This is a genomic window from Neisseria flava (assembly GCF_982712965.1).
In genome coordinates this window covers 64,427-80,550 of the sequence record NZ_CEXQBZ010000109.1, presented here as the reverse complement: position 1 = coordinate 80,550, position 16,124 = coordinate 64,427, and the positions used below count along the sequence as shown (strand labels likewise).

Genomic DNA, 16,124 nt, shown 5'->3' with positions numbered 1-16,124 from the left:
AATTTGTTAACAATTTCCCCCTAAGGAGCTCAACATGAAAGTAGGTTTCGTCGGCTGGCGCGGCATGGTCGGTTCGGTTTTGATGCAGCGTATGCAAGAAGAAAACGACTTCGCCCACATTCCCGAAGCGTTCTTCTTCACCACATCCAACGCCGGCGGCGCGGCACCTGATTTCGGTCAGGCGGCTAAAACATTATTGGACGCGAACGATGTTGCCGAACTGGCGAAAATGGACATCATCGTAACCTGCCAAGGCGGCGATTACACCAAATCCGTATTCCAACCCCTGCGCGACAGCGGCTGGAACGGCTACTGGATTGACGCGGCGTCCTCCCTGCGCATGAAAGACGACGCGATTATCGTCCTCGACCCTGTCAACCGCAACGTCATCGACAACGGCCTCAAAAACGGCGTGAAAAACTACATTGGCGGCAACTGTACCGTCTCCCTGATGCTGATGGCGCTGGGCGGCCTGTTCCAAAACGATTTGGTCGAATGGGCGACCAGCATGACCTACCAAGCCGCATCCGGCGCGGGCGCGAAAAACATGCGCGAACTCATCAGCGGCATGGGCGCGATTCACGCCAAAGTGGCGGACGAGCTTGCCGATCCTTCCAGCGCGATTCTCGACATCGACCGCAAAGTGTCCGATTTCCTGCGCAGCGAAGACTATCCGAAAGCCAACTTCGGCGTACCGCTCGCCGGCAGCCTGATTCCGTGGATTGATGTAGATTTGGGCAACGGTCAGTCCAAAGAAGAATGGAAAGGCGGCGTGGAAACCAACAAAATCCTCGGTCGCAGCGACAATCCGACCGTAATCGACGGCTTGTGCGTCCGCATCGGCTCTATGCGCTGCCACAGCCAAGCCATCACCCTGAAGCTGAAAAAAGACCTGCCCGTTTCTGAAATCGAAGCGATTTTGGCAGGCGCAAACGACTGGGTGAAAGTCATCCCCAATGAAAAAGAAGCCAGCATCCACGAGCTGACGCCCGCCAAAGTAACCGGTACGCTGTCCGTTCCTGTCGGACGCATCCGCAAACTGGGCATGGGCGGCGAATACATCAGCGCGTTCACCGTCGGCGACCAGCTCTTGTGGGGCGCAGCCGAACCTCTGCGCCGCGTATTGCGCATCGTGTTGGGCAGTTTGTAAGATTTGCAGGTCAAACAAAAAAGCAACGGTTTATCCGTTGCTTTTTTATCAAGGTCGTCTGAAAGTAGCAGGGTGGACGGATTTTTGAATTTGACGGTTTATAGTGATTTACATAGAAACCTTATGCCGTCATTTCCGTGCAGGCGGGAATCTAGAGATTTGACATCATGGCAACTTTGTAAATCTTTCTGAAGCTCCGAAATCTAGATTCCCTCCCGCGTGGGAATGACGGCATGGGCAAATTTTCAAACTTCGCTTGTGCAATACCTCCAAGGTCGTCTGAACGTCCTTTCAGACGACCCCTTCTTACATTTTCAGCTAAAATACGCGCCATTAAAGGACAAAGCCATGATGACGCCCGAAACCCAGAAACAGCTCAAAATCACCGACGTTTCCGCCAAGAAGCTCGACAAACTCAACCTCCATACCGCGTGGGATTTGGTTTTGCATCTGCCGCTGCGTTATGAGGACGAGACGCACATCATGCCGATTAAGGACGCGCCGATCGGCGTACCGTGTCAGGTCGAGGGCGAAGTTATCCATCAGGAAGTAACGTTCAAACCGCGCAAGCAGCTGATTGTCCAAATCGCCGACGATTCCGGCAGCGTCCTTTTTTTGCGCTTCATCCACTTTTACGCCAGCCATCAGAAACAGATGGCGGCCGGCAAACGCATCCGCGCCGTGGGCGAAATCAAACACGGGTTTTACGGCGATGAGATGATTCATCCCAAAATCCGCGATGCCGAGAGCAGCGGTTTGGCGGAAAGCCTCACGCCTGTCTATCCGACTGTAAACGGTTTGAACCAGCCCACTTTGCGCCGCATCATTCAGACGGCGTTGGACGTTACGCCGCTGCACGACACGCTGCCCGATGCCTTATTGGGTCGTCTGAAACTGCCGCACCTCGCCGAAAGCCTGCGCCTTTTGCATTCGCCGCCGCCGAGTTTTACCATCCACCAGCTTTCCGACGGCGCGCTTCCTGCATGGCAGCGGCTCAAATTCGACGAACTTTTGGCGCAACAGCTTTCCATGCGGCTGGCGCGGCAGAAGCGCGTCAGCGGCACGGCGGCGGCATTGGGCGGCGACGGCACGTTGACCCAAGCCCTGCGCCACGCCTTACCGTTTGCCCTGACCGATGCCCAAGAAAGAGTCGTGTCCGAAATCCGCCGCGACATGGCGCAAACCCATCCCATGCACCGCCTGCTGCAAGGCGATGTCGGCAGTGGCAAAACCATTGTCGCCGCCTTGTCCGCGCTGACCGCCATCGAATCCGGCGCGCAGGCGGCTGTGATGGCGCCGACCGAAATCCTTGCCGAACAGCATTTCATCAAGTTCAAACAATGGCTCGAACCTTTAGGACTCGAAGTCGTCTGGCTTTCCGGCAGCCAGCGTAAAAAAGCCAAAGACGAAGCCAAAGCCAAACTCGCCGACGGCACCGTCAAAATCGCCGTCGGCACGCACGCCCTGTTTTCAGACGACGTCGAGTTCCAAAATCTGGGCTTGGTGATTGTGGACGAACAACACCGCTTTGGTGTCGCCCAACGCCTCGCCCTCAAAAACAAAGGGCGCGACGTCCACCAGTTGATGATGTCCGCCACGCCCATCCCGCGCACGCTCGCCATGAGTTTTTTCGCCGACTTGGACGTATCCGTTATCGACAAATTGCCGCCCGGGCGCACCCCGATTAAAACCCGTCTCGTCAACAACGTCCGCCGCGCCGAAGTCGAAGGCTTCGTCCTCAACATCTGCCGCAAAGGGCAGCAGGCATACTGGGTCTGCCCGCTGATTGAAGAAAGTGAAACCCTGCAACTGCAAACCGCTACCGAAACTCTCGAGCAGCTTCAGGCGGCATTGCCCGAACTCAACATCGGCTTGGTACACGGGCGCATGAAAGCCGCCGAAAAAGCCGAAGTCATGGCTCAATTTGCCGCAGGCCGTCTGAACGTCTTGGTTGCCACCACCGTTATCGAAGTAGGCGTAGATGTGCCCAACGCCGCCCTGATGGTTATCGAACACGCCGAGCGCATGGGCTTAGCGCAGCTACACCAATTACGAGGTCGGGTAGGGCGCGGCGCAGCAGAAAGCGTGTGCGTCCTCCTGTTTGCCGAGCCCTTGAGCGAACTCGCCAAAGCACGGCTGAAAGTGATTTACGAATACACCGACGGCTTCGAAATCGCCCGCCAAGACCTCAACATCCGCGGCCCCGGCGAATTTCTCGGCGCGCGCCAAAGCGGCATCCCCATGCTGCGCTTCGCCAACCTTGAAGAAGACTTACACCTTTTAGAACAAGCGCGCGAAATCGCCCCGATGCTGATTGAACAAAACCCCGAAATCGTCGAGGCGCATCTGGCAAGATGGCTTGCCAGCAGGGAAGGATATTTGGGCGTGTAAGGTCGTCTGAAAAACAATCCCGCCATTTTTACCTAATGCGCCGTCATTCCCGCGTAGGCGGGAATCCAGACCTCTTTTTCAGAGATATTCAACGATTACCGCAGTATGGACTTTACCCACAGATATGGTTTGCAGAAATATCAGTTGCGGCGGGTCTTTATATATTCTCGCGGGCAAAGCCCACGCTACGGCAGCCGCTTGCAGATACCCGCAAGTCATCTGAAAAAACAGTTCCTACATCCCTGCCTGCTTCGCCGTCATTCCCGCGCAGGCGGGAATCCAGACCTCTGATTTTCAGAAATATAGTGGATTAAATTTAAATCAGGACAAGGCGACGAAGCCGCAGACAGTACAGATAGTACGGCAAGGCGAGGCAACGCCGTACTGGTTTAAAGTTAATCCACTATATTCAACGATTACCGCAGTATGGACGTTGCCCACGGATGCAGTTTGCAGAAATATTGGTCTTGGCAGGGCGTTTATGTTTTACCGGCGAAACCCGCCATATTTTCAGACGACGTTTTTAGTCAAATCAAACGTTCAAAAATAAACTAAATATCTATAATTACCTTTTAAGTATGACCGTTTATCCGAATTAAAATCCGCTTATCAAATTCGTATAAAAAATCAATATAAAATCATCGAATTAAAAATATATAAAACTTAAAAATACCGCTTGTCTAAAAACTATACCGCTTATCATATCTATTTCAATATTATTAAAATAGGTATGAAAGTGACGAAATACGTCATATGACATAAAACGTTTCCCTTTTTTTCTCAAAAATGACAAAACACGTCATGTCCCCCCAAAAAATCCCACGTCATAAAAAAGCCCAAATCTGCCCGAAAAATCCTTCAAAACAAATTTAAACCTATTAAAAACATAAAATTACAAAATATTTTCACAAAAAATCCAAAAAAATCCAGACTTGGCACATCTCCTGCTTGATACATTACGTCCGGCAAGGAAATACAAGTAACGAAGTCCGAACCGGGAAGCTGTATATTCCTTCTACTTGATGGTTTTACTCATAAACAAGCAGAGCCAAACACATTACGGTTTTTTAACAACAAACATTTTTATTCACAACACTTTTTAAACTGGAGTTTATTAAATGAAAGCAATCCAAAAAGGTTTCACCCTGATCGAATTGATGATCGTAATCGCAATTATCGGTATTCTGGCAGTTATCGCTCTGCCTGCTTACCAAGACTACACTGGTCGTGCGCAAGTTTCTGAAGCGATTTCTTTGGCTGAAGGACAAAAGTCGGCAATTATCGAATACTACGCTGATAAAGGCGCATGGCCTTCTGATAATGCTGCCGCAGGTGTTGCTGCAGCCTCTAAGATTACTGGTAAATATGTAAAAAGCATGGAAGTAAAAGATGGTGTGATCATTGCAACTATGAAATCTAGTGGTGTGAACGCTGATGTCGCAGGTAAAACAGTATCTCTGTCTCCTGAGAAAGGCACCGATAACAAAAAAGCTTTGTCTGAAGGTTCCTTCACTTGGAAATGTACTGCCGGTACCGTTCCGACTAAATTCCTGCCTTCTTCTTGCCGCTAATATCCTAGCGTAAGAAACGTAAACCAATAAAGCGGAAGGGCTTCCCTTCCGCTTTATTGCTAAGCAAATTTCCACAACAGCCATTTGCATCGCGATATGAAAAAAAGTTATCAAAAATATACCGTTAAGCCTCAAGGTTTTACATTGCTGGAATTAATGATTGTTATAGGGATTATCGGGATTCTCGGAATTATGGCGCTTCCCGCGTATCAGAATTATGTGGCGCGCGCGCAAGTCAGCGAAGGAATTATGCTTGCCGCCAGTATGAAGGCGGAAGTCGAGGAGGCTTTTGCCGATAAGGGAAGTCTGCCGATTAAGGTAACCGTTTCGCAAAAAGACAATGCCGGAAGTTATGTCAAAGTTGTCCGGATAGAAGATGATGGGACTATTGTTGCTGCAATAGGCAAAGAGGCAGCAGTGCCGATTAAGAATACTGAAATTTACCTGATTCCCAGCTTTGCCGTATCGGGAACGGGAACTAACCCAAAAGGCAATACCGTATGGTCTTGCAGCGGAACAATGGATGAATATTTTCTCCCTGTCTCCTGCAAAGGTGCCAAAAAACAAAAAACGCCATAGAACAAGCTGTGGCTCGTATTTCTGCCAGCAGCGTGTATGGCTGCACCTATACGGCTGCTGCGTTGCATGGGTGCGCGTGCCTTTTACAACGAAGCGGCGTAGCGTGGGCTTTGCCCACGGATGATACCGATGAAAAGGCGGTCTGAAATTTTCTGCATGATTCGTGGGCAAAGCCCACATTACAGTTGAGGTACTCGGATTAGATACTGCCCAACGAAATTTGAATATCTACAATGTTAGGTTTGGAAAGCTAATCTGCCTAAAGGTCGTCTGAATGTGTTTTCAGACGACCTTTTCCATGGTTGACGATGCTTCTTATTCCCTGTTTTATTGTTTGGCATGGCGTTTGCTTAGTTTTTTTCATCATTATTTATTTTTCTAGGGATTTGCTGATGGAGCCTTCTTCTCTTTTATCGAAGAAAATTAGATTGCCGTCGTTGCGGCTGAAGTATTTTGCTTATGCGCTATTGCTCGTTGTATTGCCGAATCTGCTTTTTTGGATTTTGGCAGGGCTTACAGGAACGGCGCGTCCAATTATCAATTTGGATTATATTGCGGCGGCGGCTTTGTTTGCGCTCGGATGGAAACCTGCAAAATGGGCGGGGGTGCTGCTTTTTTGGGCTGTGCTGCTTTTTGATGTGTTGATGCTGGTGATGCAGCAGTTCCCGTTTATGGACTTGCTGGGGGCTTTATACCTTGCCCCCTTTATTATGAAGGCGCCTTTGCTTTATCAGATATTGACGGGCAGTTTGCTACTGTATCTTTTACTGATGCCTTTGATCTTGTCCAAAACGGCGGAGAAGACTGATTTTTTCCATGTTTCGGTATTGGTCGTTCCGCTTTTGATTGCGGCTTATTTTACCGGGCATTTGCAGTATTACGAACGTTCGGCGCAGTTTAATCTTTTCGGGGCGAATAATTTTTATTATGCGAAAAGTCAGTATCTGCTTTATTCGAGCAGTCAGAATGCCGACTTTATTAAGCAGGGGTTTCAGAGTCCTGTGTTTATGCCTTTGAAGAATCAGCAAAGGGCGGCATCGCATTTGCTGAAGCCACAATCGGACAAGATTCTCATGATAGTTGCAGAATCTTGGGGGCAACCTGAGAAACAGGCTTTGCAGGATGCGGTACTTGCTAAATTGTCAGAGCAAAAAGACCGTTTTTCAGTTTGGGAAGGCGGCAGTTTTAATTTTATCGGAGCGACTGTAGAGGGCGAGATGCGGGAGCTTTGTTCTTACAGCAGGGTACATGGTTTTGGATTGCGACACGCGCCGGATGAGAAGTTTGCCCAATGCCTGCCTAATCTTCTGAAGAAAGAAGGCTATCGGACCTTTGCCCTGCATGGGGCGAGCAGCGCGCTTTATGACCGCTTCAGTTGGTACCCGAAAGCGGGTTTTGAGGAGGTAAAAACAGCCGAAAATATGATCGGTAAAAAGACTTGCTCGGCATTTGGTGGGGTATGCGACAGCGTGTTGTTCGATGAGGTTTCATCATTCTTTGGAAAATATAACAAAGGGTTATTCTATTGGATGACGCTGACCAGCCATGCGGATTATCCTGAATCGGATTTGTTTGACCATCGTTTGCAGTGTGAGCAATATGGTCTGCCTACCGATACGGACTTATGCCGCAATTTCAGTTTGCATACTCAATTTTTCGATGGCTTGGCAGAATTGGTCAAGCGCCCGGAGATGAGGGGTGTAGAAGTCATCGTTGTCGGCGACCATCCGCCTCCTGTAAAGAATATTGGTGAAACAATGAAATATTTGGAACAGGGGCAGGTTGCCTGGTTGCATTTTAAAGTGAAGGATTGAGTTGTTTAATGGGATATGAGAAAGGTCGTCTGAAACGAGTTTTCAGACGACCTTTGTCATTTATTAAGGTTTATTTCCAAACCAAGAGCGCGTGGTTGCGTTTGCCGCGCCGTACGATGGTGTATTTGCCGAAGCGTTTGTGTGCGTCGGTCAGCAGATAGGCATCGTCGGGGCGTTCGGCGGCGTGGTTCGGGTTGTTCAGTTCGGCGGCTTGTCCGTTGAGCAATACCGCTTTGCTGTTCACAAAACCGCGCGCTTCTTTGTTGGAAGATGCCAAGCCGGTTTTGACTAAGGCTTCAACGACGTTAAGGCCGTCTGAAACTTCAAATGCGGGCAGGCCGTCGAGGGCGAGCTGCTCGAAGTCGCTTTCGGTCAGGCTGCTTTGGTCTTCGGCAAACAGGCTTTCGGAAATGCGCTGCGCGGCTTGCAGGGCGGCTTCGCCGTGAATCAGGCGGGTCATTTCTTCGGCAAGGATGCGTTGCGCTTCGGGCTTAGTGCCGCTGGCTTGGTCTTTCGCTTCGATGGCGTCGATTTCTTCGATAGACAGGAAGGTGAAGTATTTCAGGAATTTATACACATCGGCATCGGCAACTTTCAGCCAGAACTGGTAGAACTGATACGGCGAGGTTTTCTTCGCGTTCAGCCATACCGCGCCGCCTTCGGTTTTGCCGAATTTGGTACCGTCGGATTTGGTTACCAGCGGCAGGGTTAGACCGAATACTTGTTTTTGGTTCAGACGGCGGGTCAGGTCGATACCGGCGGTGATGTTGCCCCATTGGTCGGAGCCGCCGATTTCCAAAACCGCGCCATGGCGTTTGTTCAATTCGGCAAAGTCGTAGCCTTGCAGCAGGGAGTAGGCGAACTCGGTGAAGGAAATGCCGACGTCGTCGCGCTCGATACGCTGTTTGACGGATTCCTTGTTCAACATGGCGTTGACGGAGAAATGCTTGCCGATGTCGCGCAGGAAGTCGAGGCAGTTCATGCTGCCGAACCAGTCGGCATTGTTCGCCATAATGGCGGCGTTTTCGCCTTCAAAGCTCAAAAACGGTTTCAGTTGGTTGCGGATGCTTTCTACCCAGCCGGCAACGGTTTCGGCGGAATTCAAGCTGCGCTCCACCGCTTTGAAGCTGGGGTCGCCGATCATACCGGTTGCGCCGCCCACCAAAGCAATCGGCGTATGACCCGCCTGTTGGAAACGGCGCAATGCCAACACGGGCAACAAGTGGCCGATATGCAGGCTGTCGGCGGTCGGGTCGAAACCGCAGTAGAGGGCGATTTTTTGTTCGTTCAACAAAGCGTCTAAGGCTTCGATGTCGGTAGTTTGCGCGATAAGGCCGCGCGATTGTAGGTCTTGAATGACGCTCATCGGTATCTTTCAAAAAAATTAGCGGTTTTGCAAACCGCTAATTGTAACAAATTTAATCGGATCAATGGCTATGGTGCGTATCGAGGAGTTTATTCTCTTCGGAAAAAAGTTTCGCCAATTCTATTCCGCCGTAAGGGTTGATATGGTCGTTATCCGAGTAAACCGGTAATCCATTGATTTTAAAGTTTTCTGGGATATAGGCGGCGGCATCGATGATATGGACATTAGGATATTTGGCTGCCAGTTCTTTAATGCGGTTATTGCCTTTCGTGGTCGCTTCATCGTTTGAATGCAGGTTTTGGCTATAACCCGGTATACGGGAGGACAGCATATAGGCGCGCAGGGCGTTGTAAGACAAGGTTTGGTTGTCCGTCATGAGGTAAACAATTTGTTTCTCAGAGGATAGTGTTTGTAGCATGATGTCGAATTTTTTAAAGAAATCATTATCATAAGAAAGAGAATTGCTGTTTTCCGGCATTTGGCTTCCCCAACGCATCGCCAAAAGCACTTTTGAATATCGAGGCAGATGCTCTTTTGCGTACTGATAAACGGCGCGGCAGGAAGCATTTTTTTTGAACACTCGGGCTGAGTAGCCTTCTACATAGGCGCAACTGTCGGCAGAGACCATAGTTGCGGACCATTTTTCTTTTTTACCCACGCTATCGAAGAATGTTTTGTATTGGTCGGCGTGAGAGTCGCCCAAAATCAGTAATTCCGGCTGTTTTTCCATATCGCCCCAAAGGCATTGTTTGTCGGTATTGTTATGGCAGGAGGTGTAGGAACGTGCCAATCCCATACGGTCATATTGCGCCATAAATGGCAGTTTCATCGCGAAAAAAGAGCCCACGGTCAAAATCAGCATGGGGAGGGCGTAAATCCATGAGACAGATTGTACAAACGAACCTTTCCAATTTTTAAACGGTTTTTCTATGCAGTAATAAGAAATCAAGGAAAGTACCACCATCAGGACGATCGCTGCCGCTGTTGAATAAGGAGGTAGGTTGTCCGGACCGATATAGTGCATAAAAGCCAATATAGGCCAATGCCACAGATAAAGTGAATAGGAAATCAAGCCGATGGCAACGGTAATTTTCCATTGGAAAAATTTTTTAAGCGGGTGTTCGAAATGATTGAAATAAATCAGTGCTGCCGAAGCCAGGCAAGGAATCAAAGCGGCAGGGCCTGGAAAATAAGCGGTTTGTTCCGTGTAGGCAAACAGACAGACGAACAGTATGCACACGGAAAATAAAGCACCTGCGGCAGCATATTGCTTACCGATACAAAGTTTCTGCTGTTGTTGATATTGCATCCACACGGCTGTCAGCGATCCGATCAGCATTTCGCAGGCACGCAGATGGGGGAGGTAATATTTATCCAGTGAAGAAGGCATAAAGGAAGCGGCGAGACTTAAGGCACATAGAGTAATCAGGAAACCGAATTGAACACGCCAGCTTTTGCGGACGACGAGCAGCAGCAATATCGGAAAGATAAAGTAGTATTGTTCTTCGACCGATAAAGACCAGATATGGAGCAGAGGTTTTTCTTCCTGTGCCGGATCGAAATAGCCTTGTCCTTTTGCGAAATACAGATTGGATGCGAAACCTAAAGCAGCCAGTGCGGACTTCCATAAAAGAAAGAAATCATCTTTGGTGAATAAAAGAAAGCCGCCTATTAACGTTACCGTTAATACGGCAAAAAATGCGGGCAAAATCCGTTTGATGCGGCGGATATAAAACGTTTTAAAAGAGAAAATTCCCTGGCTCATTTCACGATGGATAATCATCGTAATCAAAAAGCCTGAAATCACGAAGAAAATATCGACACCGAGAAAACCGCCCGGCAACCAGTTTTTTTCGATATGAAAGGCTACGACGGATAAGACGGCAATGGCGCGTAATGTATCAATATCAGGACGGTAAGATAAGACTTTACTCATAATATTTTTTACTTTAAATAGAGCCAGCAATGCAGAGGTCGTCTGAAAGATAATTTTATAAGGGTTAATGCTTGTTCAAATCGGGTATAGGGTATGTGGGTGGGCTGCTTTAGAATAATTGTTGATAGTGTCGGTTTGATTGGGTAGTTAGATTGAGAACTCAGGTGATAGTTTTAAGATGTGGATTTAATATTTTATTTTTATAATTAATGAGATAGGATTTAATCGGGTTTGAGTGTTTACACGCTTCGATTTCCGTGACGAGGTGAGCCCGAACAATTGTTAAGAACAGGTTTCAGACGACCTTACCCGATTCAAAAAGTATCGGGAGGTCGTCTGAAAACCTGTTGCATTGGGTTTATACGTTGAACAAGAAGTGCATCACATCGCCGTCTTGCACGACATATTCCTTGCCTTCTACGCGCATTTTGCCGGCTTCTTTGGCTTTGGCTTCGCCGCCGAGCGAGACAAAGTCGTCGTAGGAAATGACTTGGGCACGGATGAAGCCGCGTTCGAAGTCGGTGTGGATGACGCCGGCGGCTTGAGGGGCGGTGTCGCCTTTGTGGATGGTCCAGGCGCGGACTTCTTTGACGCCGGCGGTGAAGTAAGTTTGCAGGCCCAAGAGGTCGTAGCCGGCGCGGATCAGGCGGTTCAGGCCGGGTTCTTCCAAGCCCATTTCGGCGAGGAACTCGGCTTTTTCGTCGTCTTCCAACTCGGCGATTTCGCTCTCCATCGCGGCGCAAACGGCAACGACGGGGGCGTTTTCTTTTTCAGCCAATTCTTTCAGGCGGTCAAGGTGCGGATTGTTTTCAAAACCGTCTTCAGCAACGTTGCCGACATACATGGCGGGTTTGGCGGTGAGCAGGAACAGCGGTTTGAGCATGGCGAGTTCTTCCGCGTCCAAACCGAAGGAGCGGACGGGTTTGCCTTCGTCCAGATGCGGCAGCAGTTTTTTGCACAGTTCGACCAGTTTTTGCGCGTCTTTGTCGCCTGAGCGGGCGCGTTTTTCTTCGCGGACGATGGCTTTTTCGACGCTGGCGAGGTCGGCAAGTGCCAATTCGGTGCCGATGGTTTCGATGTCGGCAATCGGATCGACTTTGCCGGAAACGTGGACGATATTGTCGTCGTCAAAGCAGCGCACGACGTTGACGATGGCGTCGGTTTCGCGGATGTTGGCGAGGAACTGGTTGCCCAAGCCTTCGCCTTTGCTCGCGCCTGCAACCAAACCGGCAATGTCGACAAACTCGACGATGGCGGGCTGCATTTTTTGTGGGTTGACGATTTTCGCCAGCTCCGCCATGCGCGGGTCGGGCACTTCGACGATGCCGACGTTGGGTTCGATGGTGCAGAAGGGATAGTTCGCCGCTTCAATGCCCGATTGGGTCAGCGCGTTAAAGAGGGTGGATTTGCCGACGTTGGGCAGGCCGACGATACCGCATTTCAAGCTCATGTTTTTTCCTGAAAAGATAAAAGTTTAACGGCGGATTATAGCATATCGGGAATGACTCAAAAACTGTAAAGGTCGTCTGAAAAGCGCGGTTTCCACACGCCTCCCCCTTTCAGACGACCTCCGTCCCTGTTAAGCCTTGCGCCGAACGTGTACAATCGCCCCATCATACCTAATCCGTACAAACCGCATCATGACTATCAGCAAACAACGTCCCATCGGCGTTTTCGATTCCGGCGTCGGCGGCCTGACCAACGTCCGCGCCCTGATGGAACGCCTGCCGATGGAAAACATCATCTACTTCGGCGACACCGCCCGCGTTCCCTACGGCACCAAATCCCGCGCCACCATCGAAACCTTCGCCATGCAGATTGTCGATTTCCTGCTGGAAAACGATGTTAAGGCACTCGTCATCGCGTGCAACACCATCGCCGCCGTTGCCGGACAGAAAATCCGCCAAAAAGCAGGCAATATGCCGGTGTTGGACGTGATTTCCGCCGGTGCGCAGGCGGCTTTGAACACCACGCGCAACAACAAAATCGGCATCATCGCCACCAACACCACCGTCAACAGCAACGCCTACGCCCGCGCCATCCACGCCCAAAACCCGGACACGCTCGTGCGTACGCAGGCGACGCCGCTACTCGTGCCGCTGGTGGAAGAAGGCTGGCTCGACCACGAAGTAACCCGCCTGACCGTGCGCGAATATCTCAAACCGCTCTTGGTGGACGACATCGACACACTCGTCCTCGGCTGTACCCACTTTCCGCTGCTCAAGCCCCTGATCGGCAAAGAAGCGCAAAACGTCGCCTTGGTCGACTCTGCCATCACCACCGCCGAAGCCACCGCCCAAGCACTCGCCCAAGCAGGGTTGCTCAACACGGAAAACGACAGTCCCGACTACCGCTTCTACGTCAGCGACATCCCCCTGCGCTTCCGCACCATAGGCGAACGCTTCCTCGGACGCAGCATGGAACAAATCGAAATGGTCTCGCTGGGATAAGGCATATCCTGCCTGCCGAAATGAGAGGTCGTCTGAAAACCCGTGTTTCGAGTTTTCAGACGACCTTTTTGAATGAAGCGAATCAAAGCTATTGCCAATCCTGATCCGCTTATTTCATCGTTCAAGCATTTCTCTGATGATCAAGGGAATAAAATCCAAATTGCTGTCCACAGAGGCGGATAGCTTTTCGGGTAGGCTGGGAACTGCATCGCGGTGAAAACAGGCAAGATTGAGATCTATGCCCGATAGGCTTTCGGGGCGGCGGAAGAAGTTGTCTTCCTGATAGCGGTGGGAAGCAAACCAATAGCAACGATAATCCATGTGCTCAAAATGGCGGATTAAATCGAGGCAGTTGTCAGGCTGCGCCTCTGCAAAAATGATTGGTTTATGCTGTTCAATCAGGCGTTTTGCGCCGTTGAGTACATGGCTTTCAAAGCCTTCCGCATCGATTTTCAGCAAATCCAGCGTATTGAGTTTTTGAAGCTCGGGATGTCGGTCTAATGCAGTAAGGCGTATGGTTTCGTTGTAGCGGATACCGTTAAAGCCGGATTCGGTATCAAAACCCTTGTCCAAAGAAAAACTACCGTAATTCCATTCTGTTTCATAATCTGAAGGGGGAATCTCCAGCCAAGCGTTTTCATCACCCACGCCTTCTTGATAGGCGTAAACATTGGTCAGGCTGTTGAGTGATATATTGGCACACGGGGTTTGGAAAATCACCCGCTGCGGCTCGAAACAGAATAGTTTGCCGAGCTCGATATGTCGGGCGATGGGAATTGCGTGCATACCGATATTTGAGCCGACTTCGACGACATTGCTGTCGGCACGAAGATTGTTCAGAAGAAAACGGACTTCCAAATCCGACCATTCGCCATAAGCCTGCGCGTATCGGCTGATGAAGTCGCCTTCGATTAAGTTAAACATGCCCCTTTTGAGCATATGTAAAGACGTCCGCATGATGATGCCCTTTAAAAAATAATGGATTGATTTGATTCGATACTTTGAAAATTATTTTCTTGATGCGTGTATCAGGCTGCTCCGCCGGGACTTAAATTTTGCCTATCGAATCAAGCCCGACAGTGTAGTCGAGTTAAGTCGAAGCCGACAAACCATCGGTATTCTAATAGAAAAGGTCGTCTGAAATTAAGTTTTCAGACGACCTTTTTAGTGTGTCAAACCGCTGTTAGGAAACCACTTCGCCTTGGGCGCGTTGTTTGTCGATGCTGCGGTTGATATGCCATTGTTGGGCGATGGTCAGGAGGTTGTTGACTACCCAGTACAATACCAGACCGGCAGGGAAGAAGAAGAACATGGCTGAGAAAACCAGCGGCATGATTTTCATCATTTTTGCCTGCATCGGGTCGGTCGGCGGCGGATTGAGGAATGTTTGGGCAAACATGGTGACCGCCATAATCAGGGGCAGGATGTAGTAGGGGTCGGGACGGCTAAGGTCGGTAATCCAGCCCAGCCAAGGTGCCTGACGCAATTCTACGGAAGCGAACAATGCCCAGTACAAGCCGATGAAGACGGGGATTTGCAACAGCATAGGCAGACAGCCGCCCAGCGGGTTGATTTTTTCGTCTTTGTAAAGCTGCATCATGGCTTGCTGTTGTGCCATACGGTCATCGCCATATTTGTCTTTGATGGCTTGCAGTTTGGGCGCTGCGGCGCGCATTTTTGCCATCGAGCGGTAGGACGCGTTGGTCAGCGGGTAGAGTACGGCTTTGACGATGATGGTCAAAACGACGATTGCCCAGCCCCAGTTGCCGATAATGTTGTGCAGTTGGTTCAGGAGCCAGAAGAGCGGCGATGCGAACCAGTGTACTTTGCCGTAGTCTTTTGCCAGTTGCAGGTTGTCGGCGATGTTTGCGATGACGGATGTGGTCTGCGGGCCGGCGTAGAGGTTGATGGATGTTTCGGCTTTCGCGCCGTTTTGGATGGCGGCAAGGGGAACGCTGACGCTGGTGCTGTACAGGTTGTCATTGCGGCGTTTGATATCGATACGGCAGTCGCCTGCGGCGCAAACGCTTTGTCCGCCTTTAGGCTGGAGGATCCAGGTGGACATGAAGTGGTGTTCAATCATGCCGAGCCAGCCGGTTTGGGTTTTGCGGGCGTATTCGGCTTCGTTTTTGCCTGATTTGGCATCGTCGTCCAAGTCGGAGAAGCTGACTTTTTGGAATTTGTCTTCAGGAGTGTAAACGACGGGGCCGACGAAAGAGCGGGTAAAGTAACCTTGACCTTCAGGTTCGCTGTGGTCGCGTACGATGCGGTAGTCCGCGCTCAGGTTGGCGGGCTTGCCGCTGGTGTTAGTGATGTCGAAACGGACGTTGACGAGGTAGCTGTCTTTGGTAAAGGTATAGACTTTGTCGATTTTCAGTCCGTTTGTTTCAGGCGCGCTCAGGCGGACTTCGACTTTGTCGCCGTTGAGGCTGTATTGTTTTTGCGCTGCGGTAAAGTTGACACCTTTCAGAATGTTGTTGCCTTGTGCATCCAAAAGCTCGGATTGGGCGACGTAGGTGTATTCTTTGCTGTCGTTAAACAGGGTGAAGGGTTTGTTTTCGTCGCCATTTGCTTTGTATTTGAGCAGGGTCATTTGACGCAGGTCGCCGCTTTTTTCGTCGATGACGGCTTTGACTGTGTCGGTCGTTACGGTAATCGGCGTTGCGGGGGCGAGTGTGGCTTCAGCGGCAGCGGTTGCGGCGGTTTGCTGCTGTTGCTGCTGAGCGGCTTGTTGTGCCGGATTAGGTTTGGGGCTGGGGAAGAAATGTTCCCAGCCGGCAAAGATTGCCAGCGAGATGGCAAAAAATGCCACTAGTCTTTTAAAATCCATAAGAGATTCCTGGAATTGACGGGTATGTAATGGAGAT

The 16,124-nt window shown here is 50.2% G+C and carries 11 protein-coding genes and 1 pseudogene; 7 read left to right on the top strand and 5 right to left on the bottom strand.

Going from position 1 to position 16,124, the window contains the following annotated elements:
• The first annotated feature begins 34 nt into the window (after positions 1-34).
• From asd to AC5M9B_RS05220, 6 genes and pseudogenes are all read left to right on the top strand, one after another.
• Positions 35-1,150, top strand: coding sequence for an aspartate-semialdehyde dehydrogenase (asd, locus tag AC5M9B_RS05245; RefSeq protein WP_070654758.1), 1,116 nt, complete (start codon positions 35-37; stop codon positions 1,148-1,150).
• Between the two features lie 348 nt (positions 1,151-1,498).
• Positions 1,499-3,541, top strand: coding sequence for an ATP-dependent DNA helicase RecG (recG, locus tag AC5M9B_RS05240; RefSeq protein ID WP_487648339.1), 2,043 nt, complete (start codon positions 1,499-1,501; stop codon positions 3,539-3,541).
• Positions 3,542-3,839: 298 nt separating this feature from the next.
• A pseudogene (locus AC5M9B_RS05235) lies at positions 3,840-3,977 on the top strand (IS5/IS1182 family transposase); the annotation flags it as partial.
• Between the two features lie 682 nt (positions 3,978-4,659).
• Complete coding sequence (locus AC5M9B_RS05230) at positions 4,660-5,112, top strand: pilin (RefSeq protein WP_487648334.1); 453 nt, start codon at positions 4,660-4,662, stop codon at positions 5,110-5,112.
• Between the two features lie 96 nt (positions 5,113-5,208).
• On the top strand, positions 5,209-5,691 hold the full coding sequence (locus tag AC5M9B_RS05225) for a pilin (protein WP_487648333.1): 483 nt from the start codon (positions 5,209-5,211) through the stop codon (positions 5,689-5,691).
• Between the two features lie 392 nt (positions 5,692-6,083).
• Positions 6,084-7,505 (top strand): sulfatase-like hydrolase/transferase, encoded by a 1,422-nt coding sequence (locus AC5M9B_RS05220; RefSeq protein ID WP_487648332.1) that lies wholly within the window; start codon positions 6,084-6,086, stop codon positions 7,503-7,505.
• A 70-nt stretch (positions 7,506-7,575) separates the two neighbouring features.
• Here AC5M9B_RS05220 and tyrS read toward each other — a convergent pair whose 3' ends face one another.
• The 3 genes from tyrS to ychF form a co-directional block, all read right to left on the bottom strand.
• Positions 7,576-8,871 (bottom strand): tyrosine--tRNA ligase, encoded by a 1,296-nt coding sequence (gene tyrS, locus AC5M9B_RS05215; RefSeq protein ID WP_487648331.1) that lies wholly within the window; start codon positions 8,869-8,871, stop codon positions 7,576-7,578.
• Between the two features lie 61 nt (positions 8,872-8,932).
• Positions 8,933-10,807: an acyltransferase family protein gene (locus tag AC5M9B_RS05210; protein ID WP_487648330.1), complete on the bottom strand. Its 1,875-nt coding sequence runs from the start codon at positions 10,805-10,807 to the stop codon at positions 8,933-8,935.
• Positions 10,808-11,165: 358 nt separating this feature from the next.
• A complete protein-coding gene (gene ychF / locus AC5M9B_RS05205; protein ID WP_003777024.1) occupies positions 11,166-12,257 on the bottom strand; it encodes a redox-regulated ATPase YchF in 1,092 nt (363 codons plus the stop codon).
• A 190-nt stretch (positions 12,258-12,447) separates the two neighbouring features.
• On the opposite strand from ychF, the gene murI reads away from it, so the two are divergent.
• Positions 12,448-13,257 carry a glutamate racemase gene (murI, locus tag AC5M9B_RS05200; RefSeq protein WP_003779418.1) on the top strand — a complete coding sequence of 270 codons (810 nt, stop codon included), beginning with the start codon at positions 12,448-12,450 and terminating at the stop codon, positions 13,255-13,257.
• A gap of 114 nt (positions 13,258-13,371) precedes the next feature.
• Here the strand turns inward: murI and AC5M9B_RS05195 are convergent, their stop codons facing one another.
• Together AC5M9B_RS05195 and yidC are read right to left on the bottom strand one after the other, a co-directional pair.
• Positions 13,372-14,181: an FkbM family methyltransferase gene (locus AC5M9B_RS05195; protein ID WP_244969489.1), complete on the bottom strand. Its 810-nt coding sequence runs from the start codon at positions 14,179-14,181 to the stop codon at positions 13,372-13,374.
• A 259-nt stretch (positions 14,182-14,440) separates the two neighbouring features.
• Complete coding sequence (yidC, locus tag AC5M9B_RS05190; protein ID WP_070654788.1) at positions 14,441-16,087, bottom strand: membrane protein insertase YidC; 1,647 nt, start codon at positions 16,085-16,087, stop codon at positions 14,441-14,443.
• Positions 16,088-16,124: the final 37 nt, after the last annotated feature.